Origin of the sequence: Roseateles chitinivorans, assembly GCF_050632145.1 — a bacterium.
Classification (GTDB): Bacteria; Pseudomonadota; Gammaproteobacteria; order Burkholderiales; family Burkholderiaceae_C; genus Roseateles; species Roseateles chitinivorans_B.
Map to the genome: position 1 here is coordinate 2,458,636 of NZ_CP192577.1, position 22,033 is coordinate 2,480,668.

Consider the following 22,033-nt stretch of genomic DNA (forward strand, 5'->3'; position numbering starts at 1 on the left):
GGGCGCCGCGCGGGCGCCCTCGGCGGTCTCAATGGATGCGGCGGGGGCCGCGGCTCGGGGGCTCGTCGATCGGCATCTCGTCCGTGGCGGGCACGACCTCGGCGCCTTCCTCCCCTTCCTCGCCGGGCGGCAGCGCCCAGAAGAAGCGGTCCGGCACCACGTTGCCCATGCCGGGGCGGAAGCCCGCCTCCAGCGACTGGTCGAGGAAGGCGAGTGCCTCGCCGACTGCGTCGTGCGGTTCCGAGCCGACCGACAGCAGGGCCGCCAGCGCCGCCGACAGCGTGTCGCCCGAACCGACGAAGCTGGCCTCGAAGCGTTCGAACTTCTCCCCGGTGATCGCGCCCTGGGAATTCGCCAGCACGTTGTCGATGTACTGGTTGGGCAACTGGATACCAGTCACCAGCACGTTCGCGGCGCCATGTTGCTGCGCGGCCACGGCCAGTTCACGGGGGGATGCGGGCCGGTCGGCGTCCCAGTCGGGCAGCAGGCAGTCGCTCAGTGTCTTCTGGTTGCCGACCAGCACCAGCGTCTGAGGCAGCACGAGCTCCCGGAAGGCGTCCAGATAGCTCTGCTGCTGTTCCTCGTCCAGCCAGGAGATGCTGGGCAGGTAGGCGACCAGCGGCACGTCCGGATAGTCGGACAGGACCTCGGCGACCGAGGAGACCCCTCGGCGCTGCCCAGGAAGCCGACCTTCCAGGCGGCGACCGGGACGTCCTCGAGGATGGAGCGGGCCTGCTCGACGATGCAGTCGCCGTCCAGGGTCTGGTGGTCGAAGACCTCGGCGGTGTCGCGCATGACGATGGCGGTCACGACCGGCAGGGCGTGCGCGCCCATGGCGGCGATGGTGGCGACGTCGCCGGCGCTGCCGCCCGCGCCGCTGGGGTCGGACGCGTTGAAGCTCATCACGCAGGCGGGGGCGGCGAATCCTGGTCCTCGATCGCGGCGGCGTCCTGGGGATCTTGTTGGTGCGGGTCTGGGCGGCTCATGAATGGTTCGGCGAGAAGCCGTGAACTGGTGCGCAAAACGTGGAGAAGCACCGCAACCGACTGTTGTTTCATCGGTACTTCCGCCCCCCGGGCCTGACCGGGGGCATGGCTACAATCTTTCGATCATTGTAGTGATGCAAAGTCAACCCATCGTGAGCGAAGCAAGGACCTGGATGTGCCTGATCTGCGGCTGGATGTACGACGAGGCCGTGGGCGACCCTGAACACGGCATCGCCGCCGGCACCCGTTGGGAAGATGTCGACATGAACTGGACCTGCCCCGAGTGCGGCGCCCGCAAGGAAGACTTCGAAATGGTCCAGATCTGACCCTCGCATCGACCTTTCGGCAAGGCACCGGTCCTCGATCATCCGGCGGTCCTTCCAGTGCTCGTCGTTTGTCGCGAGCCTGAAATCTCTCTGACAACCATTGTCTGAACAATACGGAGAAGAGCTTGGATTCCAGCGCAAGCCCCCGCACGGCGACCAAGGTGCTCGTCATCGACGACAGCAACACGATCCGCCGCAGCGCCGAGATCTTCCTGAAGCAGGGCGGCCATGAGGTCGTCCTGGCCGAGGACGGTTTCGACGCGCTCGCCAAGCTGAGCGACTACCAGCCCGACCTCGTGTTCTGCGACATCCTGATGCCGCGTCTGGACGGTTACCAGACCTGCGCCATCATCAAGCGCAATCCACAGTTCGCGTCGGTGCCCGTGATCATGCTGTCGTCCAAGGACGGCCTGTTCGACAAGGCCCGCGGCCGGATGGTCGGTTCGCAGGACTACCTGACCAAGCCCTTCACGAAGGACCAGCTGCTGCAGGCGGTCCGACAGCATTGCCAGGTGGGCTGACCGGCTCGACGGACAGCCCGCTTCCCACGACCTCATCCACGACATCCAACGACGCTCACGCCTGGCTCGAACGACGACTCCACCGACGCGAATCGACACGAGCCAAGACAGAGGGAGATCCCATGCCCATCCACAAGATCCTGCTGGTCGACGATTCGAAGACCGAGCTGCACGCGCTGAGCGACCTGCTGACCAAGCGCGGCTTCACCGTGCGCACCGCCGAGAACGGCGAAGAGGCGATGAAGCGCCTGGCCGAGGAAAAGCCCGACCTCATCCTGATGGACGTGGTCATGCCCGGCCAGAACGGCTTCCAACTGACCCGCGCGATCACCCGTGACGAGCGTTACGCCGACGTCCCGGTGATCATGTGCACCAGCAAGAACCAGGAAACCGACAAGGTCTGGGGCATGCGGCAAGGCGCGCGCGACTACGTCGTCAAGCCGGTCAAGGCCGACGAGCTGCTGGCCAAGATCAAGGCATTGGGCTGACATCATGGCCAACAAGCAAGCGCTGCGCGAACTTCAACAACGGCTGGCGCAGCGCATGCAGGCGGCGCGCGAAGCGCCGCAGGCTGCGAGTTGGCTGGCGGTCGAGTGCGCGGGCCTCGGCCTGCTGCTTCCGCTCAAGCAATCCGGCGAAATTTTCACGCCGGTGCCGCTTCAGGCGGTCCCGTACACGCAACCTTGGATGCTGGGCGTGGCCAACTTGCGGGGCGGTCTGCACACGGTGGTGGACCTGTCGGCCTTCCTGGGCCTGCGGGGGCCGGCACCGCTGACATCAGCCCACCGGCTGATTTCGATCAATCCGGATCTGGGCATCAACTGCGCGCTGCTGGTGGACCAGCTGCTGGGGCTGCGCGGCGATGAACAGCTCCAGGCCGAGCCCGACGAGGGCGGCCATCCCGATTTCGCTCCTGCCCGCATGCGCGACGGGCAGGGCCGGCGCTGGCAAGTGCTGGACCTGGATGCGCTGACGCAGCATCCGCAATTCCTGCGCATTGTTTTGAACTGATAGCCAGACGACGGTCCCGTCACAGGCGCCGATTCGACGAACGAGATCAAACGAGGGTGAGATGAGCTTCCTGGACAAGATCAAGAACAAGGGCAAGAACGAGGGCAACGACGACTTCGACGCCGGTCCGCAGACCGATGCGTCGGGCGCCGTTCCGGAGGACACGCAAGACTTCCAGCCTTCGATCATCACCACGGCGCAGCCCACGCCGGAGTTCCAGGACACGTCCGCGGGCTACCAGCCTTCGGCGTCCGCCCCGGAATCACCTCAGCCGATGCCGGCCGTGGCCCGTCAGCCCGAGCAGCGCCGCACCGGCCTGCTGACGGCGCTGGTCGCCGCCGGCCTGATCGGCACGACGCTGACGGTGTCCTGGTCGCTGATCAGCTCGAACCGCTCCGCGGCGCAGGTGCGCGGCGCGGGTCAGGCGGCGACGCAGTCCCAACGTCTGGCCAAGGCGGTCTCGACCGCGCTGCTGGGCAACAAGAACGCGTTCCCGGAAATGAAGGAAGCGTCGGAGATCCTGACCGGCGTGATCGGCTCGCTGCGCGACGGCAGCGGCGAACTGGCCAAGGCGCCGGGCTCGGTCGATCCGCTGCTCGAGAAGATCGCCCCGATGGTGGCGCGCGCCGACAAGAACACCAAGGTCATGCTGGCGCAGGAGAAGGTGTTGACCCAGGTCGGCGCCGCGCTCCGCGCGATCAACCGGCAATCGTCCGACCTGCTGGAAAGCGCCGAGGCCGTGGCCTCGCTGTCGCTGCAGAGCTCCGCCCCGACCGGTGAAGTCGCCGCGGTCGGTCAGCTGGTGATGCTGACCCAGCGGATCGGCAAGTCGGCCAACGAATTCCTGACGCAGGAAGGCGTGAGCCCCGAGGCCGTGTTCCTGCTGGGCAAGGACTTGAACGCGTTCCGCGAGATCGCCCAGGCGCTGCTGAACGGCAACCCCGAGCTGCGCCTGAACGGCGCCAAGGACGCGCAGGTGCGCGAACGGCTGAAGGTGCTGCTGACGCAGTACGATCAGACTCGCTCGCAAGCCACCGCCATTCTGTCGAACCTGCAGGGCCTGGTGTCCGCGCGGGAAGCGCAGACGGCGATGCTGAATGACTCGGAACTGCTGCGCAAGGACCTGGACGACCTGGGCGTCGGCCTGGAGTCGGCCGGCGGCCTGAACCCGGCGGTGCTGATCGCCATGCTGGCGTCGCTGGCGGTGCTGGTGATCGGCTCGGTGGGCTTCCTGCGGCTGTACGTGTCCGACCAGTCGCGTCGCGCGCAGATGGCGGAAGAACAGCGTCGCGAAGCCGAGGCGCAGGAGCAGGAAGCCAAGCGCGTCAACGACGCGAACCAGGCGGCCATTCTGCGACTGATGAACGAACTGCAGACGGTGGCGGAAGGCGACCTGACGCACCAGGCGACCGTGACCGAGGACATCACCGGCGCGATCGCCGACTCGGTGAACTACACGGTGGAAGAACTGCGCTCGCTGGTGCACCAGGTGCAGACGACGGCGGTCCGGGTGACGGACACGACCGCGCAGGTCGACCAGACGTCGACCGAGCTACTGGCCGCGTCGACCGAACAGCTGCATGAGATCCGCGCCACCGGCGAGGCGGTGCTGCAGATGGCGCACCGGATCAACCAGGTGTCCGCGCAGGCGCAGCAGACCGCCGACGTGGCCCGCCAATCGCGGGAAGCGGCCGAGCAGGGTCTGGAGGCGATGCAGAACAACATCGGCGGTATGAACCAGATCCGCGACCACATCCAGGAAACCTCCAAGCGCATCAAGCGTCTGGGCGAGTCGTCGCAGGAAATTGGCGAGATCACCGAGCTGATCTCGGACATTACCGAACAGACCAACGTGCTGGCGCTGAACGCGGCCATCCAGGCAGCGTCCGCAGGCGAAGCGGGTCGCGGCTTCTCGGTGGTGGCGGAAGAAGTGCAGCGGCTGGCGGAACGCTCCGCCGACGCGACGCGCCGGATTGCCGCGCTGGTCAAGACCATTCAGACCGACACGCACGACGCGGTGGCCGCCATGGAGCGCTCCACGTTGGGGGTGGTCGAAGGGACGAAGCTGTCCGACGCGGCCGGTCGCGCGCTGGAAGACATCGACTCGGTGTCGCGTCGCCTGGACGACCTGATCGGTCAGATCTCGTCGGTCGCCCAGAACGAAGCGCGCGCCGCCAACGAGGTCGGTGCGAACATCCAGCACATCTTCGCGGTGACCGAGCAGACTTCCGACGGTACGCGTTCCACTGCCCAGATGGTGCATGAGCTGTCGCGGTCGGCGGAAGCGCTGAAGCAGTCGGTGGCCCGGTTCAAGGTCACGTCCTGATCGGACGGGCCTCCGCCACGCGGCCACACCGGTAGAACAGGGATCACCCCGCACCGCGTCGACAATTAGAAGAGAACAAGAGCGAGCATGGACCTTACGCGCGAATCCGAGTTCCCCGCCGACCTGAGCCCTCTGGCCTGGGTCCAGGAGGAGCTGCGCCGCACGCTGGAATCGGTGCACAAGGCCCTTCGCCGCGTGCTGCGCGATGCCGATGCGCGGTCGACGACGCTGGGTGGCGACGGCCAGCCCAGTCCCGCCCTGCAAGGCGCGGCCCAGCAGATGCACCAGGCTGCCGGCGTGCTGGCGGTGGTCAGCCTGCCCGCGGCGGCGCATCTGTTGCGTGCTGCCGAGGCGACGCTGTTCCGTCTGGCCGAGAACCCGGCCGGCGTGAGCATCGCCGAGGTCGAGGCGGTCGAGCGCGCGGACTTCGCGGTGCTCGCCTTCATCGCCAAGACGCTGGCCGGCGGACAGCCGAGCTCGCTGGCACTGTTCCCTGCCTATCAGACGTTGCAGGAACTCAACGGCGCGGGCCGTATCCACCCGGCCGACCTGTGGACCGAGGAATTCCGCTGGCGCGAGCTGCCGCTGGACCGTGGCGTGCGTGCCTTGACGTCGGAACAGATGCGCACGCCGTTCGAGGCCTTGCTGCTCAAGCAGATGCGCGCGCCGGCCCCGGGACAGGGCCAACTGCTGAGCGATCTGTGCGCCGGCTTGGCGTTGACGCAGACCCAGGCCAATGCGCGGACGCTGTGGATGTTGGCCGCTGGCCAGTTCGAGGCTCAATCGCGCGGTCTGCTGCCGGTGGACACGCTGGTCAAGCGGCTTGGCTCGCGCCTGCTCGCGCAATTGCGCGCCGGTAGCGACGCCGCGCCGTCGGAGCGTCTGGCCAAGGACCTGCTGTTCTTCGCCGCCGCCGCCAAGCATGCGGAACCCGGCTCCGCGCCGCGCCTGAGCGCGGTTCAACAGGCCTATGGCCTGATCGAAGCGGACACAGTCGATTACCGCGACGACGCGCTGGGCCGCATCGACCCGAACTGGGTCGCGGCCGCGAAGCGTCGCGTCATCGCGGCCAAGGAATCCTGGGCTTCCGCCGCCGAAGGCGAGACCCACCGTCTGGGCGGGCTGGACGAGCAGTTCGCCAACGTCGCCGAATCGCTGCAGAAGCTGTTCCCGAGCGGAGAAGTGCTCGGCGACACGCTACGCCGCGCCGTCGTGACGACGCTGCGTTCTGGCCGTGCGCCCGAGCCGGCGCTGGCGATGGAGATCGCCACGTCGATGCTCTATCTGGAGGCTGCCCTCGAGGACGAGGCCTTCGACCAGCCGGAGCAGGGCGAGCGCGTGAAGAGCCTGGCCCGTCGCATCGAGTCGGTTGGCCACGGCGAGGCGCCGCTGGCGCTCGAAAGCTGGATGGAAGAGCTCTACCGCCGTGTTGCCGATCGGCAGACGCTGGGCTCCGTCGTCCATGAACTGCGCGCGAGCCTCTCCGAGGTCGAGCGCCAGTGCGACGAGTATTTCCGCGACCCCGGCAAGCGTGACCGGCTGATCCCGGTGCCGGGACAGTTGCAGGCCATGCGTGGCGTGTTCAGCGTGCTGGGTCTGTCTCAGGCTGCGCAAGCGACGCTGAAGATGCGTGACCAGGTCGATGAATTGGCCAACACCGAGGTCGATCCGACGCTGTCGGGACCGCGCGCGCAATTCGACCGGCTCGCCCACAACCTGGGCGCGCTGGGATTCCTGATCGACATGCTGAGCGTGCAGCCGCAATTGGCCAAGCGCATGTTCCGCTTCGAGGAAGACACCGGGCTGCTGCAGTCGCTGGTGGGCCGCGAAAGCGAACTGCAGCCGCAGGAGCCGGACCCGGCCGCTGCGTCGGCCGAGTCGCAGCCGCAGCCGCAGCTGATCGATCAGTTGCAGGCCGCGGCGCAAGCCGTGGCGCAGGGTGATCGCTCGACCGAGGACCTGGCTCGCGATCTGGAACGGATCTCCCACGAAGCGCGTGCTGCCGACGACCTCGGCATGGCACAGGCGGCGCAACAGGCTCAGCAGCAACTGCTGTCGGCCGGCGGCGACGCCGCGGGCAGTCATGCGGCCGAATCGCTGCAGCAATTCATCGAGGCCGCCGCGCCCGCGGCGCCTCCGGCGCAGGCACCGAGCGCACCGATCCCGCAGGCCGAGGAGGCCATCGACGAGGAGATGCTGGGCATCTTCCTGGAAGAGGCTGCCGAGGTCGTGTCGACCGCTCGCGACGCGATGGCCGCGCTTGCCCGCAACGGCAGCGACAAGGAACAGCTGACGACCGCACGTCGCGCCTTCCACACGCTGAAGGGCAGTTCGCGCATGGTCGGGCTGAACGAGTTCGGCGAAGCCGGCTGGGCCTGCGAACAGCTCTACAACCATCGTCTGTCGGAGCATCCGCAGGCCGACTCGGACCTGCTGCGCTTCAGCAACGAAGCGCTGGATGCCTTCCAGACCTGGGCCGCCGCGATTGCCGACACGCGTCCGCATGGCTTCCACAGCGCCCCGTTCCGCGCTTCGGCCGACGCGCTGCGCCTGGAAAACCGTTACCTGCCACTGCAGGTGTCGGCCGAGCCGGCAGCCCCGGTGGCTGCGCCGATCGCTGTCCTGCCTGAGGCGGTCGAGGTCGTCGAACTGGTCGAAGCAGGCGCGATTCCCGAATTGATCGAGGCCGCCGAGGTGGTCGAAGTCGTCGAGGTTCCCACCGTCGACGAAGTGCACGAGCTCGACCTGACGGGCCTCCCGGAACTGTCGCTCGCCGACGAGGTCGCTGCGCCCGCGCAGTCGACCACGCCTGACGAGCAGGCGGCGCTGGACCTCCTTGCCACGCTGGACGCGACACCCGTGCCCGCAGGCTCGGTCCTGCCGTCGCTGGATCTGCCGGGCCTGGACGTGCCCCCGCTTCCGGTGGCCGACCTGGACTTCGTCACCGATGTCGAGAGCGTCACACCGTCCGATCTGTCCTTGGATCTGCCGGGCGAGGTGCCCGAGCTGACCCAGGCCGTGCCGGAGTTGAGTTCCTCGATCGACCTGGACGCGCTGTCTGCGGCCGACCTGCCCGCGCTTGACGCGACGATGTCGCTGCCGACCGTGGCGGATGTGATCGAGCCGTCGGCGCTGCAGGCGCCGTCGGCATCCGAGCCGCCGCTGAACGTCGAGCCGCCGGTCTTCCACGACGAGCCGACGCAGGCTCTGGAGCCGACGTTGACGCCCGCTGATGAAGCGACCGTCACGCTGAATCTGCCGGAAGGATGGCCGGCGGATGCGCCGATGGTCGAGATCGAGGCCACGACGCCGATGCCGCTGGACGAGCTGCCGGTGGAGCCGGTGGTCGACGAGCCTGCCTTGGACCTGCTGGATCTCTCGGATCTGAATACCGAGCCGGTGACCGCGCTGGACGCGGCATCGACGCCCGACCTGTCGCTGACGCTGGACCTGGGCCAGGAACTGGTCGAGACGCCGCCGGAAGGCCTGTCGCCGCGCACCCTGTCCGATCTGGACCTGCCGGACCTCGACCTGGACACGCCGGTCGCGCCTGCGACGCACGCGGCACCCGCGCTGAGTCTGGTGGGTGGAACGGCGGTCGTGCCGCCAATCGCCGAGGCTCCGATCGAGACGCTGGACGAGGACATCGCTGATGACAGCGACGAAGGCGTCAAGATCATCGGCCCGCTGCGCATCAGCATCGCCCTGTTCAACATCTTCCTGAACGAGGCCGACGAGCGTTCGCGCCGTCTGCAGGTGGAGCTGACCGAATGGTCGCTGCTGCCGCAATCGCCGCTGCCGCAGGACGCGGAAGCGCTGGCGCACGGCCTGGCTGGCAGTGCGGCAACGGTCGGCTTCGACGACCTGTCGACGCTGGCCCGTTGCCTGGAACATGCCCTCGGCCGTGCCGTGGGCCACGTGGTGGGCGACCCGACGCTGTTCCAGCGCGCTTCGGACGAGATCCGCCGTCTGCTGCATCAATTCGCTGCCGGTTTCCTCAAGGAAGCCGACCCGGCCTTGCTGCTCGAACTGCAATCCTTCGAGCCTGGCGCGGTGCTGCCTGACGGTCATGCCGACAGCGACGAGGGCCTGTTGGCCATGTCGCTGGAGGAAGTGTCCACGGCCTCGCTGCCGGCCAGCCTGCTGAACGTTCCGGTGGCCCCGGTCACCCCGTTCGATCCTGATTTCCCGACTTCGCAAGCCGCTTTCCACCAGGCGGCCGAAGCCACGGACGACGATTTCGACTTCAGCCAGCCCGACCAGATCGAGCCGGAACTGATGCCGATCTTCGAGGAGGAAGCCGAGGATCTGCTGGGCCAGTTGCACGGTGCACTGCGCGAGTGGGCCGCCCAGCCGGCGGACACCAGCCGAGCCGCGGCCTGCATGCGTGTGCTGCACACCTTCAAGGGCGGCGCTCGTCTGGCCGGCGCCATGCGCCTTGGCGAGGAGGCCCACCGCCTGGAGTCGCAGGTCGAGCATCTGCTGGCCGAAGGCGAACCGAGCTTCGAGCAGTTGCTCGCGCTGCAGGACGCCGGCGACAGCCTGGAGCACACGTTCAAGACGCTGCAGCGCACATGGCGCAATCCTGTGCCGGTCGTGCCCGCGCCGATGGCACCGCCCGTGCCGGTGGCGCCGGTCGTCGAGCCGACCGCGCCGATCCCGGCCGCCGAGGCGGTGGTGACCATCGAGTCGCCCGCGGAGGGTTCCGATGCGATCCCGGCACCGGTCGCTGAGGTGATTGCCGCCCCCGAGGCTCCGATCGAAGAGATCGTCGAGCCGGTGGAGCCAGTGCCCGAGGCCGTTGAGTCGGTGGAAACGCCGATCGTCGAGCCGGTGATCGAGCCGGTCGCCGAGATCGTGGAGCCGATCGTCGAGGAGCCTGCTCCCGTGGCGGCGCCGGTGCCCGCGCCTCTGGCCGACATCGACATCGACTGGGCCCACTTCAGCGAGGTCGCCGACCTCGGCCAGCCGCTGGAAAGCGCGCCGGTCGCGCCGGCCGCGCAAGTGCGCGTCCGTGGCGCGCTGCTGGAGCGCATGGCGGCGCTTTCGGGCGAAGTGTCCATCCGCCGTGCCCGCCTGGAATCCGAACTGGGCCAGATGCGCACGTCGCTGGGCGACCTGGACGACAACCTGGAGCGTCTGCGCACGCAGTTGCGCGAGCTGGAACTGCAGGCCGAGGCCCGCATCGCCGCCCGCCAGGAAGCCGCGCAGGCCACCGGCAAGGACTTCGACCCGCTGGAGTTCGACCGCTACACCCGCTTCCAGGAACTGACCCGGATGCTGGCCGAGTCCGTCAACGACGTGGCGACGGTTCAGCGCGGCCTGCAGCGCAACGTCGCGGCGGGCGAAGACGAGCTGGCCGGCCAGTCCCGGCTGACGCGCGAGCTGCAGGACGACCTGCTGCGCACGCGGATGGTGGAATTCGACAGCAGCCTGGGCGAACGTCTGCATCGCGTGGTGCGACAGGCTTCCCGCGAGAGCGGCAAGCAGGCGCAGCTCGAGATCCGCGGCGGCGGCGTCGAACTGGACCGGGCCGTGCTGGAGCGTCTGACGGGCGCCTTCGAGCATCTGCTCCGCAACAGCGTGGTGCACGGCATCGAGACGCCGGAGGTCCGCCAGCAGGCAGGCAAGGCGCCGGTCGGCCGCATCGTGCTGAACCTGCATCAGGAAGGCAACGAGATCCAGGTCCGCTTCAGCGATGACGGCGCCGGCCTGAACCTGGCGCGGATCCGCGCCCGCGGCGAGAGCCAGGGCCTGATCCAGCCGGGTCAGGACGTCAGCGACTCGCAGCTGATGGACCTCATCTACGAGCCGGGCTTCTCCACCGCCGATGCGCTGACCGAAATGGCCGGGCGCGGCGTCGGCATGGACGTGGTCCGGTCGGAAGTGAACACGCTCGGCGGCTACGTGCTGACGCAGTCGACGGCGGGCCAGGGCGCGAGCTTCGAGCTGCGCGTGCCGCTGACGACGGCGCTGACGCAGGTCGTCGTGCTGCGCTATGGCGACCGCAAGGTCGCGGTTCCTGCGGCCCTGATGCTGTCGGTGCAACGTCTGCCCGTCGAGACGGTGGAACAGGCTTACGTTGACGGCTCGCTGATGGCGGCCGGCGAGCGCATGCCTTTCTACTGGCTGGGTGGCCTGATGCGTCACAGCGATCGCGGCTTCGCCCATGGCAAGACGCTGCCGGTGGCGCTGGTGCACAGCGCGCAGCAGCGTCTGGCGCTGCACTGCGACGAAGTCCTGGGCAACCAGGAAGTCGTCATCAAGAACCTGGGCCCGCAGCTGATGCAGGTGCCGGGCCTGGCGGGCATCAGCCTGCTGGCCTCCGGCGATGTCGCGCTGATCTACAACCCGGTGGCGCTCGCCAACCGCTATGGCCATGCCGCGCAGCAGCGCGTGCACGACGCCGAAGCGGCGGCCCGCCAGGTGGTGGTCGAGGAAGCCAAGGTCCAGCTGGCGCCGCTGGTGATGGTGGTCGACGACTCGTTGACCGTCCGTCGCGTCACGCAGCGTCTGCTGGAACGCGAGGGCTACCGCGTGCTGCTGGCCAAGGACGGTCTGGATGCGATGGAACGCCTGGGCGGCGACGAGCTGCCCGCGGTCGTGCTGTCGGACATCGAGATGCCGCGCATGGACGGCTTCGACCTGGTCCGCAACCTGCGCGCCGACACGCGTCTGGCGGGTCTGCCCGTGATCATGATCACGTCGCGGATCGCGCAGAAGCATCGCGAGTATGCACAACGGCTCGGAGTCAACGATTACCTGGGCAAGCCCTATGACGAAGAGCACCTGCTGGGTCTGATCGCCCGATACACTTCGCATCTGTCCGCCGCTCAGCCGGCGAGGGCGTAGCGTCCGGCCTCCCGGACATCGGGAAGCCGGCGCCTGGATCCTCCCTCCACGCTGCAAACACCATGTCCGGGGTAGTCGACCATCTTGCCGAACTGACGGGCTTCCGTGACCGCGATGTCATGGACGTCACGCTCGTCACCGCGCTGCGGGATCTGCTGAGCGGGCCGGTGGCCGCGGTGGCGATCTACCGCTGCGTCGGCGAGCCCGGGCAGCATCGTTGGCTGACACGCGCCCGCCTGCGCTCAGGGGACTCGGTCGCCACGGCCGATTCGCTCTGGGTCGATCCCGAGTCGCTCCCCAGACTGGCCGAACACCCTCGCCGCCTCGAGTGCCTGACGCAGCGCAGCGTGCTGCAGCAGCGCGAAGGCGATGAGTGGGTGACGCTGTTCCCGCTCGCCACCGAGCGCGAGGTCGTCGGCGTGCTGGAACTGCACACGGCGCGCCGGCTCAAGGCCGAAGCGCAGCGCATGGTCTCCAGCGTGCTGCGGATCTATCACAACTTCCAGGGCCTGCTGGATTACAGCGAGCGCGATACGCTGACCGGCCTGCTCAATCGCAAGACTTTCGACGAGAGCTTCCTGAAGGCCGTGTCGGAACTGCCGATGCGCTCGCTCAGCGAAGCGGCGGCACAGGACGAGGCGGGTCAGGATCGTCGTCATGCCGCGGTGCATCCGCGCTACTGGCTCGGCGTCATCGACATCGACCTGTTCAAGTCGATCAACGACCGCTTCGGCCATCTGATCGGCGACGAGGTCCTGCTGCTGCTGTCGCGCCTGATGCGCAGCAGCTTCCGCTTCAATGATCTGCTCTACCGTTTCGGCGGCGAGGAGTTCGTCGTGCTGATGCGCTGCGAGGACGAGCCCGATGCGGCGCATGCCTTCGAGCGCTTCCGCAACAACACCGCGCAGTATGCGTTTCCGCAGGTCGGTCGCATCACGGTCAGCATCGGCTTCACGCAGATTCGTGCCGGCGATTCGCCGGCCGCCGCTTTCGAGCGCGCCGACAAGGCGGTCTACCATGCCAAGGGCGCCGGACGTAACCAGGTGCAGAGCCACGCCACGCTGGTCGCGCAGGGCGCGATGTCCGAGGCCAAGCACCTGAGCGACGTCGAACTGTTCTGACGTCGTGAACAGGACGTGGCGCTGGTCCACGCTCGCCGTCTCGGCGATGGCGGCCCTCGCGGCCCTGCTGATCGGTTGCGCCTCACCTCCGCCCGTGAGCGGCCCGGATCTTCCCGCGCAGCCTGGCGTGCAACTCGCCGACGACGGCAGCCACCACTGGCAGGACTTCGACTGGATCGATCCGTCCCGCCACCGCGCGGTCCCCGTTCGCATCTACTGGCCCCAGGGCGAGGCGCCTGACGGGGGCTGGCCGGTCGTGGTGTTCTCGCATGGCATGGGCGGTTCGCGCCGCGGCTACAGCTACCTGGGCAGCTACTGGGCTTCGAACGGCGTGGTCGCCCTGCATGTGCAGCACATCGGCAGCGACCGCCGCCTGTGGTCGGGCGGTTTTGGCTGGTCGAATTCGCTGAACCTGGTGCTGCGCCTGCAGCAGGCGGCCCAGCGGGAAGAGGCCGTCGATCGTACGCAGGACGTGCGCTTCGCGCTGAACCAGTTGCTCGCCGGCCCACTCGCTCCCCGACTCGACCCGTCGCGGCTCGCGATCGCGGGACATTCCTACGGCGCCAACACCAGCCTGCTGCTGGCCGGTGCGAAGGTGCCTGGCTCCGGGGCGCCATTGCCGACATTGGCGGATCCGCGCTTCAAGGCGGCGATCCTCATCTCCGCGCCGCCGTTCTACGGCGAGGGTGACCCGGCGCCAATACTGGGTGGCATCTCGATCCCCACGCTGCATATCAGCGCCACCGACGACGAGATCACCATTCCTGGTTACTACAGCGGCGCTGCGGACCGCCTGGCGCTGTTCGACGCGATCGGCGGCCCGCACAAGGCGCTGGCGATGTTCAGCGGCGGCTCGCACAGCATCTTCACCGACCGGATGAACACCGGCGGCCTGGATCTCAATCCGAAGGTCAAGGCGGCCACGCGCGAACTGAGTCTGGCCTATCTGCGCCTGGTCCTGAACGGTGAGGAGGCACCCCTGCACGATTGGCAGCGGCGTCACGCCGCGTTGCTCGCGCGGTGGCAGGCACCTTGATCGCCCTGCGCGTGTCAAGCCCTGACCCCCGAACACGCCGTACGTCTGGGCACTTCATGCGTTGCCATGACCGGGACGTGGCTTTCACGGTACGCGGCACGTGAGCAGGGACTTGCTTTTCCCGCGCTACCCCTCTAGCGTTAGGCCCATGTGAACGGTCTCCGCAGAGAGACATGGCACCGGCCCCGGATGCGAGGGGCCTTAGAGAGGCGCGACGACACGTCGCGAGCAACAGAAGCACTGGGGTGGATGTCGGCGCGGATGTCATCGCTGTGATGCCGTCGTCCACAGGGTTGTACCAACACGGGCGCGCAAGCCCGGACCTTCGATGCGCATGCTGACCTTTCCGGTGGCTGCGGGCCTGTTGCTGGCCGGCTGCATCGCTTTTGTGGCCACCGCTTACGGCGAATACCGCAGTCTTGGCGAATTGACGCGTCAGGAGAACGTGCGCGCCCACGCGCTGCGCACGCAGCAGCTCATCTCCGACCTCAATGCGCTGCTGATCGACCTCGAGACGGGCACGCGCGGCTTCCTGATCACCGGTGACGCGGTGTTCCTCCAACCGTATGAACGCGCGCAGCGCGATCTCGACGCGCATTACGCCGAGCTCAAGACCGCGCTCGCGCGCTCCGGCGACCAACAGGACACGGCCTTCGAGCGCCTGGACCGGTTCATCGCGGAGCGCCGCCACCAGGTCGAGCGTCAGGTGGAAAGCCGCTGGAAGGACGGTGAATCCGCGTTGAAGGATCGCCAGGCCTACGTGGCGGGCAAGCAGCTGATGGACGAGATCCGCGGCGAGCTCGGTCGTTTGAAATCCCTGCAGCAGCAACGGATCGACGGGATCGAATCGGCCGTCGCGATCCAGACGAAGGAGACCACCTTGCTGGCGCAGGTGCTGCCGCTGGCCGGGGGCGTGATGGTGGCCGCGGCGATGGCGGCACTCTGGATGGAGCGCGAGCGGCGTGACCAGGCTGAGCGCGCCTTGCGCGACAGCCACGCGCAACTGGAGGGCGCCGTCGTCGAACGCACCCGTGAACTGACCGAGGCGCTGGCGCGCATCCAGAGTTTCGCGGCGGAACTGGATCGCAGCGTCGAGGCGGAACGGCGCCGTCTGGCCCGCGAAGTCCACGATCAACTGGGACAACTCGGCACGGCGGCCAAGATGCTGGCGCTGTCCATGGCGCGCAAGATCGCGCCGGCCAAGGAGCCGATGCACGAGGAGATGCTCGCCATCGCCGACGAGGTCATCGGTGCGGCGCGCCGTATCGCCAACACGCTGCGGCCGCCGCTGCTGGACGATTTCGGTTTCGGTGCGGCAGTGCAGCATTACGTGCAGGGGCTGCAGCGCCAGAGCGATCTCATCGTCGACGTGGATCTCGCGTCCGACGAGGCCCTGACGCCCGAGCAGCACAACCAGCTGTTCCGGCTGCTGCAGGAGGCCGCGACCAACGTCCTGCGGCATGCGCAGGCGCAGCAGTTGACGATCGAGTCGCGCCTCGAGGGCGGCGAGTACCGGCTGCGGATCGAGGACGACGGCGTCGGCCCGGGTCAGGTGCGTGTCGACGCGTCAGGTTTGCGGAACATGCGGGAGCGCGCCGTGCTCGCAGGCGGGGAGATGGTGTTCGGGCCGGCACCCCGGCGCGGCACGCGGATCGACGTCCGGGTGCCGGTGGGGGCCGACGGAAGTGAAGCGGAGGACGCGGACGGCGCCAACGGTGGCGCCGGCGCGAGACGGGAGAACGAGGAGGGTTGGGATGAGATTTCTGATCGTTGACGACCATCCGATCATGCGGCTCGGGGTCAAGCAATTGATCCAGGGCTACTGGCCGCAGGCGGTGATCGACGAAGCGTCGACCATCGCCGAGGGGCTGCAACTCGGCCAGGCGCACAAGCCGGACGCGCTGGTGCTGGATCTCTCGTTGCCCGACGCGAGCGGGACCGAGGGCGCCAGCCGCATGCTGCGCGCCATCAAGGGCGTGCCGGTGCTGGTGCTGAGCCTCAATGCGGAGTCGGCCTATGCGGCACGGTTGCTGCAGATGGGCGTTTCCGGCTATCTGCCGAAGGACAAGGCGACCGACGAACTGGTCGTCGCGTTGCAGCGGCTGTTGCAAGGCGGACGCTACGTCACGGCGGCAATGGCCGACCACCTGCTGGGGCTGCTCAGCGGCGCGACGCCGGGCCAGCTGCCGCACGAGCAGCTGTCGGCCCAGGAGCACCGCGTGATGCTGCTGATCGCGGCCGGCAAGACGCCGGCCGAGATCGCCGACACCATGCACCTGTCGGCCAAGACGGTCGGTACCTACCGCGCGCGCATCCTCGAGAAGACGGGCTGGCGCAACAACACCGAGCTGACGAAATACTGCGTCCAGCACGGTCTCACGGACATCCAGTGACCTGCCGGAGGACGTAGGTGATCGCCCGACAAACCCTGCGGAGGGAACCCGACACCAGCTTGGGCGGGGTGCCGCTGATGCGGGCCGGGGGCGCGCGCAAGATGCCGGACAGGCGGTGACAACCAGTCGCCGCATCGATCCGGAGCATCCTTCCATGGACATCTTTCTCGTCGAGGACTCGTCGGCCATCCGCCGGCTCCTGGCACGCCGGCTCGAGGACATGCCCGGCGCACGCGTCGTGGGCGAGGCGGACTCCGCGCCGCAGGCGATCGCGCTGATCGACTGGCTGCAGCCGGACACGGTGCTGCTGGACATGACACTGCTGGTCGGCACCGGGATCGACGTGCTGCGCGGCCTGCGCGGCAAGGGATACCGGGGCCGCATCCTGATGCTCACGCACCACGCGATGGACGCCTACCGCGACATGTGCATGAAGGCGGGCGCCGACGGGTTCTACGACAAGGGGTCGGGGCTGGAGACGCTCTTCGGCGACCTCGATGAACTGCTGCAGAGCGAGCTGGCCGGAGGTCGGCAGCAGCGTCCGTCGCCACTGCTGCGCGACGCCGCGACCGGTCTGCTCGGCCAGGTCGCGTTGCTCGAGCGCCTGGACCAGGTGCTGCGCATGGTCAACGCCGAGGCCGGCAAGGTGGCTGTCACCGTGGTGGTGCTGAAGGGCCTGGAGGCGTTGCTGCGCAGCCAGGGCGTGTCGGCGGCGGCGCCGGTGCTGGTCGAGATCGGCCGGCGGATGGCGGGCTGCGCGGGCCCGGCCGACCTGCTGGCGCGGCATGCCAACGAGCAGTTCGCGCTGGTTGTCTCGCGCGCCGGTTCCGTGCAGGAGGCGGAAGCGCTGACGGACCGCATCCGCGAATCGCTGGCCGACCCCTTCGACCTCGGCGGCCACGAGGTGCGGCTGGACAGCCATGTCGGCCTGGCGGTCTATCCCCGCGACGCGATCTCCGCGCGCGGACTTCTCATCCTTGCGGAGGCCCGGGCCCATGGGACGCGGCTGCCCGAAAGGGGCAGCGCCGTGGTGCACTGACGGGACACGGATGCGGAGAAGCCTCCCGCTGCTCCTGATCATGGCCGCACTCGTCGGCCTGATCGGCGTTGCGCGCGGCGGCACGGCGACCAATACGCTGACCTCGCAGACGACGGTGTCGTCGGCGTGCAATGTGTCGGGCTCGACGCTGGCCTTCGGTTCGGCGATCAACCCGATCGGCGCGGGGCCGGTGAACGGCACGTCGACGCTCACCATCGAATGCACGGCCACCACGGCTTACACCGTCGCCCTGAGCGCCGGCAGCAACGCCGGCGGCGCGGCCAACTTCTCGGCCCGCAAGATGGTCAACGGCGCCTACACGCTGGGTTACCAGCTCTACGTCGACGCGTCGCGGACTTCCGTCTGGGGGAACAGCACCGGGGGCAGCACGGTCTACAGCGGCACGGGCAGCGGCGGCGTGCAGAGCGTGACGATCTACGGACAGGTACCGTCGCTCACCGGGGCGGTGCCGGGGGCCTACACGGACACGGTGACGGTGACGGTGACCTACTGAGCTCGATCGGAGGCCGCCGTCGTACGGCAGGGAAGGCAGGGAAGGCAGGGAAGCAGGAGGACGGCTTCGGGCGGCCGGAACGCCCAGGGAGACATCGGACGACAAGACAACAGGAGAGAGACCGATGAACACGATCCGACGCGGGCTGGCGGCCGTCCTGGGCAGGACGGCCATGCTGGCGGGAACACTGGCGGCAGTGCTGGCGATGCCGGCGGCCTGGGCCGCGGACGTCAGCATCATGCCGGTCAACGTGCGGCTGGATCGCGCTAACGACCGGGCGACGGTGCAGGTCCAGAACAACGGCACGGAGCCGGTGACGATGCAGGCCGAGGGCATCCGCTGGACGCGGGAGAACGGCCAGGACGTCGACGGTCCGACGACGGACCTGCTCGTCAATCCGCCGATCTTCACGCTGCAGGCCGGGCAGGCCCAGGTCCTGCGCGTGGGCCTGCGACGCCCGCCCGACCTCCAGCAGGAGGCGACCTATCGGATGGTGCTGCGCGAGGTGCCGGTGGCGCGTCAGGGCGGCGACACGCAGGTCACCGGCGCGGTGCGGGTGCTGGTGGCGCTGCGGGTGCCGGTCTACGTGGCGCCCAACCAGGTGCGGCGCGACTCGAGCTGGAGCGTGCAGCGCGCCAGCAGCGGCGAGACCGTGGCGACGGTGACGAACGCCGGCAACGTGCACGTGAAGGTCAGCGAACTGCGCCTGACAGGCGCCAACGGCGAGGTGAAGTCGATGGCGGTACCGGGCGCGCAGAGCGTGGTCTTCCCTGGCGAGCAGCGCAGTTACCGCATCCCCACACCCGCCGGGCCGCCGGGCAACCTGCAGGTCATGACGGACCAGGGATTGCAGCAGGTCACGGCCGGTGCGGCGGGCAAGTGATCTCGGCGTGCTGCCGGCGGCGGTCTGCCTGTGCGTGACCGCGGCGGCGCAGGCGCAGCAGCCTCCGCCGGTGCCACCGTTGCCGCCCGCGCCGCCCGCTTCCGACCCGGCGCAGGCCCTGGCCCAGGCGCCGCGCTTCGGCGAGACGCTGCTGCTCGGGCTGAAGATCAACGGCATCCCCCAGCCTCAGACCGTGCGCGCGGTGCGCGTGCCGGAGGGCCTGGCAATCCCTCAGGCGCTGTGGACCGAACTGAAGTTCCGCCCCCCGCGCTGCCGCCGCGCATGATCGACGGCGAGCTCCACATGATCCTTGGCGAGGGTCCCACCGAACTGATGCGCTGGCGCGTCGAGGAACTCAGCCAGACGCTGGAGATCGACGCACCGCCCCAGGCCTTCTCCGAACAGCAGATCGAAGTCGCGCGCTCGGCCACGCAGGTCACCTTGCCGTCGACCTTCGGGCTGTATGCCAACTACGACGTGCAGTGGCAGAAGCGCCTGAGCGGTGACGGCAACGTCGACGGGGTCACCGAACTCGGCGTGCTGACGCCGCGGGGCGATCTCAACCACCAGCAGCTCTACCGCAGCGGCATGGGCGGCGGCTGGGTGCGGCTGGACTCGCGCTGGACGATCGACCGCCCGGAGCACCTGACCAGTTGGCGGCTCGGCGACAGCATCGCGCAGCCGGGCACCTGGGGCCAGGCGATGCGGTTCGGGGGCGTGCAGTGGAGCACCGACTTCTCGTTGCGCCCGGGCTTCCTGAGCTTCCCCTTGCCGACGCTGCGCGGCGAGGCGTCGCTGCCGTCGACGGTGGACGTCTTCGTCAACAACAGCCAGCGGCTGCAAGGGCGCGTGCAACCGGGCCCGTTCGACATCAGCGACCTGCCGCTGGTCACCGGCCAGGGGAGATCCGCACCGTGGTGCGGGACCTGCTCGGCCGCGAGCAGATCGTCGTGCAGCCGTACTACATCAGCCCGTCGCTGCTGAAGCCGGGGCTCTCGGCCTACAGCGTCGAGGCCGGCTGGCTGCGCCTGAACTACGGCATCGACAGCAACCGCTACGGTCGCGCGGTGCTGGCCGGCACCTGGCGCAACGGCCTCACGCCTGTTTCACGCAGGAATGGCGCGGCGAGCTCACGCAACGCCAGCAGGCGCTCGGCGCGACGGGCCTGTGGCTGTTCCCGGCGCTGGGCACGGTGAGCCTGGCGGGCGTGGCCAGCCGCAGCGACGATCCCGAGGCGCGCCGCGGCGCGCTCGCGACGTTGGGTGTCGAGCGTCAGGGCATGGACTGGAGTGGCGGGTTTCAGGTCAAGCGCGCCACGGCGGGTTTCACGCAGCTCGGCAATCCCGTGCTGCCGAAATGGAGCGTCTCGGCGTCAGTGGGCACGTCGTGGAAACAGTGGGGGCTGGGCATCGGACTGGTCAACCAGGGCGCGCCGCAGCGGCCCGCGCCGCAAGGGCAATTGCAGGTGGCCAACAAGCTCTGGTCCTTCAATGCGAGCCGCAGTCTCGGCGGATGGGGCTTCTTCGGCCTGTCCGCGCTGAAGGCGGGCAACGGCGGCGGCACGGCGATCTCGGTCTTCTGGAGTCTGCTGCTCGACGGCAACAAGAGTCTGTCGACGGCCTGGCAGGGGCAGCGCGGCGGCGGGCAGGAGTCGCGCGATCTCTGGCAGGTCCAGTTGCAGAGCAATCCCCCGGTCGGCGAGGGCCTCGGCTACCAGCTGCTGACGGAGTCGAACGGCCGGCAGCAGGCGCAGGCCCAGTGGCAGACGAACAGGGTGGCGCTGGATGGCGGCGTCTCTCGAACGGCCGGCCAGACCGACGTGCGCCTCGGCGCGAGCGGCGGGCTCGCCTACATCGACGGCAGCGCCTACGCCAGCCGGCGCATCGACGGTGGCTTCGCGGTCGTGCAGGTCGACAACCAGGCGGATGTGCGCATCCTCCATGACAACCAGCCGGTCGCGCGCACCGATGCGAAGGGACGGGCGTTCCTGCCGGCCTTGCGCGGCTACCAGATGAACCGCGTCGGCGTGGTGGCCGACGATCTGCCGCTCGACGCCGAGATCGAGGCGCTGGAGCTGCAGGTCATGCCGGCGGCGCGCAGTGCGGCGCTGATCCGCTTCCCGATCACGCACAGCCGGACGGCGACGTTCCGGGTCGTCGACGAGACCGGCGAACCGTTGCCGCCGGGGACCGAGTTGCAAGTCGCCGGATCGAGGCGCACATTCCCGATGGGCCTGGACGGCCGGGCCTTCGTGACGGGGCTGCCCGACGGCTCCGGCGCGGTCGGCGACGTGCTGGCGCGGCGCGGGGACGGCACGCCGTGCCGGCTCGAACTGCGTCTGCCGGCGCAGGCGACCGAACTGCCGGACCTCGGCACCGTGGTCTGTCGCAGGATCGCCGCCTGGTCGACCGGCACGCCACCCCAGCCTGACGCGTCCGGCGCGCCGGATCACGCGCAAACTCCCGTCAAGACACCCGCAGAGACCACCCGCAAGGAGTCGCCATGAACGCCATGCCCTTCCGCCTGCTTCGTGTGCTGCCCTGGCTGGCGCTGATGGGCGCGGCACCCTCGGCGCATGCCCTGTGCGTGCAGGGACTGTGCTCGTGCACCGTCACGACGACCTCGGTGCTCTTCGCCAACTACAACCCGCTGGCCTACGGCAACACCGACTCCACCGGCACGGTCACGGTGAAGTGCGGCGGCGTTGCGGGGCTGCTCATCCCGTTCACCGTCGCCTTCAACCAGGGCAACGGGCCCAGCATCTCCGCCCGACGACTGACCTTCGGGGCGAATTCGCTCAACTACAACCTGTACATCGACAACACCTACACGACGGTGTGGGGCGACGGCACCACCGGCACGATGGTCGGCGGCGGCCTGCTGCTCGACGCGCTCGGGCTGTCGCCGGGGCTGGTCTACACCGTCTACGCGCGCATCCCGGGTCGGCAGACCACGGTGCCGCCAGGCGGGCCGTACACCGACTCCGTCAGCGTGACGCTCACCTACCAGTGACGCGCCACGATCC

General features: G+C 68.8%; 19 protein-coding genes and 1 pseudogene. 18 read left to right on the forward strand and 2 right to left on the reverse strand.

Features of this window, described 5'->3' with window-relative positions; translation table 11 throughout:
• Positions 1–28: 28 nt before the first annotated feature.
• Together ACQ86G_RS11240 and ACQ86G_RS11245 are read right to left on the reverse strand one after the other, a co-directional pair.
• The gene (locus ACQ86G_RS11240) at positions 29–625 is read right to left on the reverse strand and encodes a bifunctional hydroxymethylpyrimidine kinase/phosphomethylpyrimidine kinase (protein WP_431260629.1); all 597 of its coding nucleotides are present in this window, start codon (positions 623–625) and stop codon (positions 29–31) included.
• 101 nt (positions 626–726) lie between these two features.
• Positions 727–903: pseudogene (locus ACQ86G_RS11245) on the reverse strand (bifunctional hydroxymethylpyrimidine kinase/phosphomethylpyrimidine kinase); the annotation flags it as partial.
• A 217-nt stretch (positions 904–1,120) separates the two neighbouring features.
• Between ACQ86G_RS11245 and ACQ86G_RS11250 the strand changes: the two are divergent.
• The 18 genes from ACQ86G_RS11250 to ACQ86G_RS11335 all read left to right on the forward strand — a co-directional run bounded on the left by ACQ86G_RS11250 (position 1,121) and on the right by ACQ86G_RS11335 (position 22,020).
• Positions 1,121–1,312, forward strand: a complete 192-nt coding sequence (locus ACQ86G_RS11250; RefSeq protein WP_088406382.1) for a rubredoxin — start codon at positions 1,121–1,123, stop codon at positions 1,310–1,312.
• A gap of 125 nt (positions 1,313–1,437) precedes the next feature.
• Positions 1,438–1,833 (forward strand): response regulator, encoded by a 396-nt coding sequence (locus ACQ86G_RS11255; protein WP_331615093.1) that lies wholly within the window; start codon positions 1,438–1,440, stop codon positions 1,831–1,833.
• A 122-nt stretch (positions 1,834–1,955) separates the two neighbouring features.
• Positions 1,956–2,321, forward strand: a complete 366-nt coding sequence (locus ACQ86G_RS11260) for a response regulator transcription factor (protein WP_088406380.1) — start codon at positions 1,956–1,958, stop codon at positions 2,319–2,321.
• Between the two features lie 4 nt (positions 2,322–2,325).
• Complete coding sequence (locus ACQ86G_RS11265; RefSeq protein WP_431260630.1) at positions 2,326–2,844, forward strand: chemotaxis protein CheW; 519 nt, start codon at positions 2,326–2,328, stop codon at positions 2,842–2,844.
• 61 nt (positions 2,845–2,905) lie between these two features.
• The gene (locus ACQ86G_RS11270; RefSeq protein ID WP_431260631.1) at positions 2,906–5,170 is read left to right on the forward strand and encodes a methyl-accepting chemotaxis protein; all 2,265 of its coding nucleotides are present in this window, start codon (positions 2,906–2,908) and stop codon (positions 5,168–5,170) included.
• A gap of 87 nt (positions 5,171–5,257) precedes the next feature.
• Entirely contained in the window at positions 5,258–12,022 is a 6,765-nt protein-coding gene (locus tag ACQ86G_RS11275; protein ID WP_431260632.1) for an Hpt domain-containing protein, read from the forward strand.
• A 62-nt stretch (positions 12,023–12,084) separates the two neighbouring features.
• Positions 12,085–13,143: a GGDEF domain-containing protein gene (locus ACQ86G_RS11280; RefSeq protein ID WP_431260633.1), complete on the forward strand. Its 1,059-nt coding sequence runs from the start codon at positions 12,085–12,087 to the stop codon at positions 13,141–13,143.
• Between the two features lie 4 nt (positions 13,144–13,147).
• Positions 13,148–14,179 (forward strand): alpha/beta hydrolase family protein, encoded by a 1,032-nt coding sequence (locus tag ACQ86G_RS11285; protein ID WP_431260634.1) that lies wholly within the window; start codon positions 13,148–13,150, stop codon positions 14,177–14,179.
• A gap of 328 nt (positions 14,180–14,507) precedes the next feature.
• Positions 14,508–15,953 (forward strand): CHASE3 domain-containing protein, encoded by a 1,446-nt coding sequence (locus ACQ86G_RS11290; RefSeq protein ID WP_431260635.1) that lies wholly within the window; start codon positions 14,508–14,510, stop codon positions 15,951–15,953.
• A complete protein-coding gene (locus ACQ86G_RS11295) occupies positions 15,934–16,572 on the forward strand; it encodes a response regulator (protein WP_297526560.1) in 639 nt (212 codons plus the stop codon). The genes ACQ86G_RS11290 and ACQ86G_RS11295 overlap by 20 nt, the downstream gene beginning before the upstream one ends.
• Positions 16,573–16,726: 154 nt before the next feature.
• Positions 16,727–17,611, forward strand: coding sequence for a response regulator (locus ACQ86G_RS11300; protein ID WP_431260636.1), 885 nt, complete (start codon positions 16,727–16,729; stop codon positions 17,609–17,611).
• A 40-nt stretch (positions 17,612–17,651) separates the two neighbouring features.
• Positions 17,652–18,125 carry a Csu type fimbrial protein gene (locus ACQ86G_RS11305; RefSeq protein ID WP_431260637.1) on the forward strand — a complete coding sequence of 158 codons (474 nt, stop codon included), beginning with the start codon at positions 17,652–17,654 and terminating at the stop codon, positions 18,123–18,125.
• A 124-nt stretch (positions 18,126–18,249) separates the two neighbouring features.
• Positions 18,250–19,008 carry a fimbrial biogenesis chaperone gene (locus ACQ86G_RS11310; protein WP_431260638.1) on the forward strand — a complete coding sequence of 253 codons (759 nt, stop codon included), beginning with the start codon at positions 18,250–18,252 and terminating at the stop codon, positions 19,006–19,008.
• Positions 18,992–19,294, forward strand: coding sequence for a hypothetical protein (locus ACQ86G_RS11315; protein WP_431260639.1), 303 nt, complete (start codon positions 18,992–18,994; stop codon positions 19,292–19,294). The genes ACQ86G_RS11310 and ACQ86G_RS11315 overlap by 17 nt, the downstream gene beginning before the upstream one ends.
• Positions 19,291–19,992, forward strand: a complete 702-nt coding sequence (locus ACQ86G_RS11320; RefSeq protein ID WP_431260640.1) for a hypothetical protein — start codon at positions 19,291–19,293, stop codon at positions 19,990–19,992. Before ACQ86G_RS11315 ends, ACQ86G_RS11320 begins: the two co-directional genes overlap by 4 nt.
• Positions 19,923–20,204: a hypothetical protein gene (locus tag ACQ86G_RS11325; protein ID WP_431260641.1), complete on the forward strand. Its 282-nt coding sequence runs from the start codon at positions 19,923–19,925 to the stop codon at positions 20,202–20,204. The genes ACQ86G_RS11320 and ACQ86G_RS11325 overlap by 70 nt, the downstream gene beginning before the upstream one ends.
• Positions 20,201–21,514 carry a fimbria/pilus outer membrane usher protein gene (locus tag ACQ86G_RS11330; RefSeq protein WP_431260642.1) on the forward strand — a complete coding sequence of 438 codons (1,314 nt, stop codon included), beginning with the start codon at positions 20,201–20,203 and terminating at the stop codon, positions 21,512–21,514. Before ACQ86G_RS11325 ends, ACQ86G_RS11330 begins: the two co-directional genes overlap by 4 nt.
• The gene (locus tag ACQ86G_RS11335; RefSeq protein ID WP_431260643.1) at positions 21,511–22,020 is read left to right on the forward strand and encodes a spore coat protein U domain-containing protein; all 510 of its coding nucleotides are present in this window, start codon (positions 21,511–21,513) and stop codon (positions 22,018–22,020) included. Before ACQ86G_RS11330 ends, ACQ86G_RS11335 begins: the two co-directional genes overlap by 4 nt.
• Positions 22,021–22,033 lie beyond the last annotated feature (13 nt).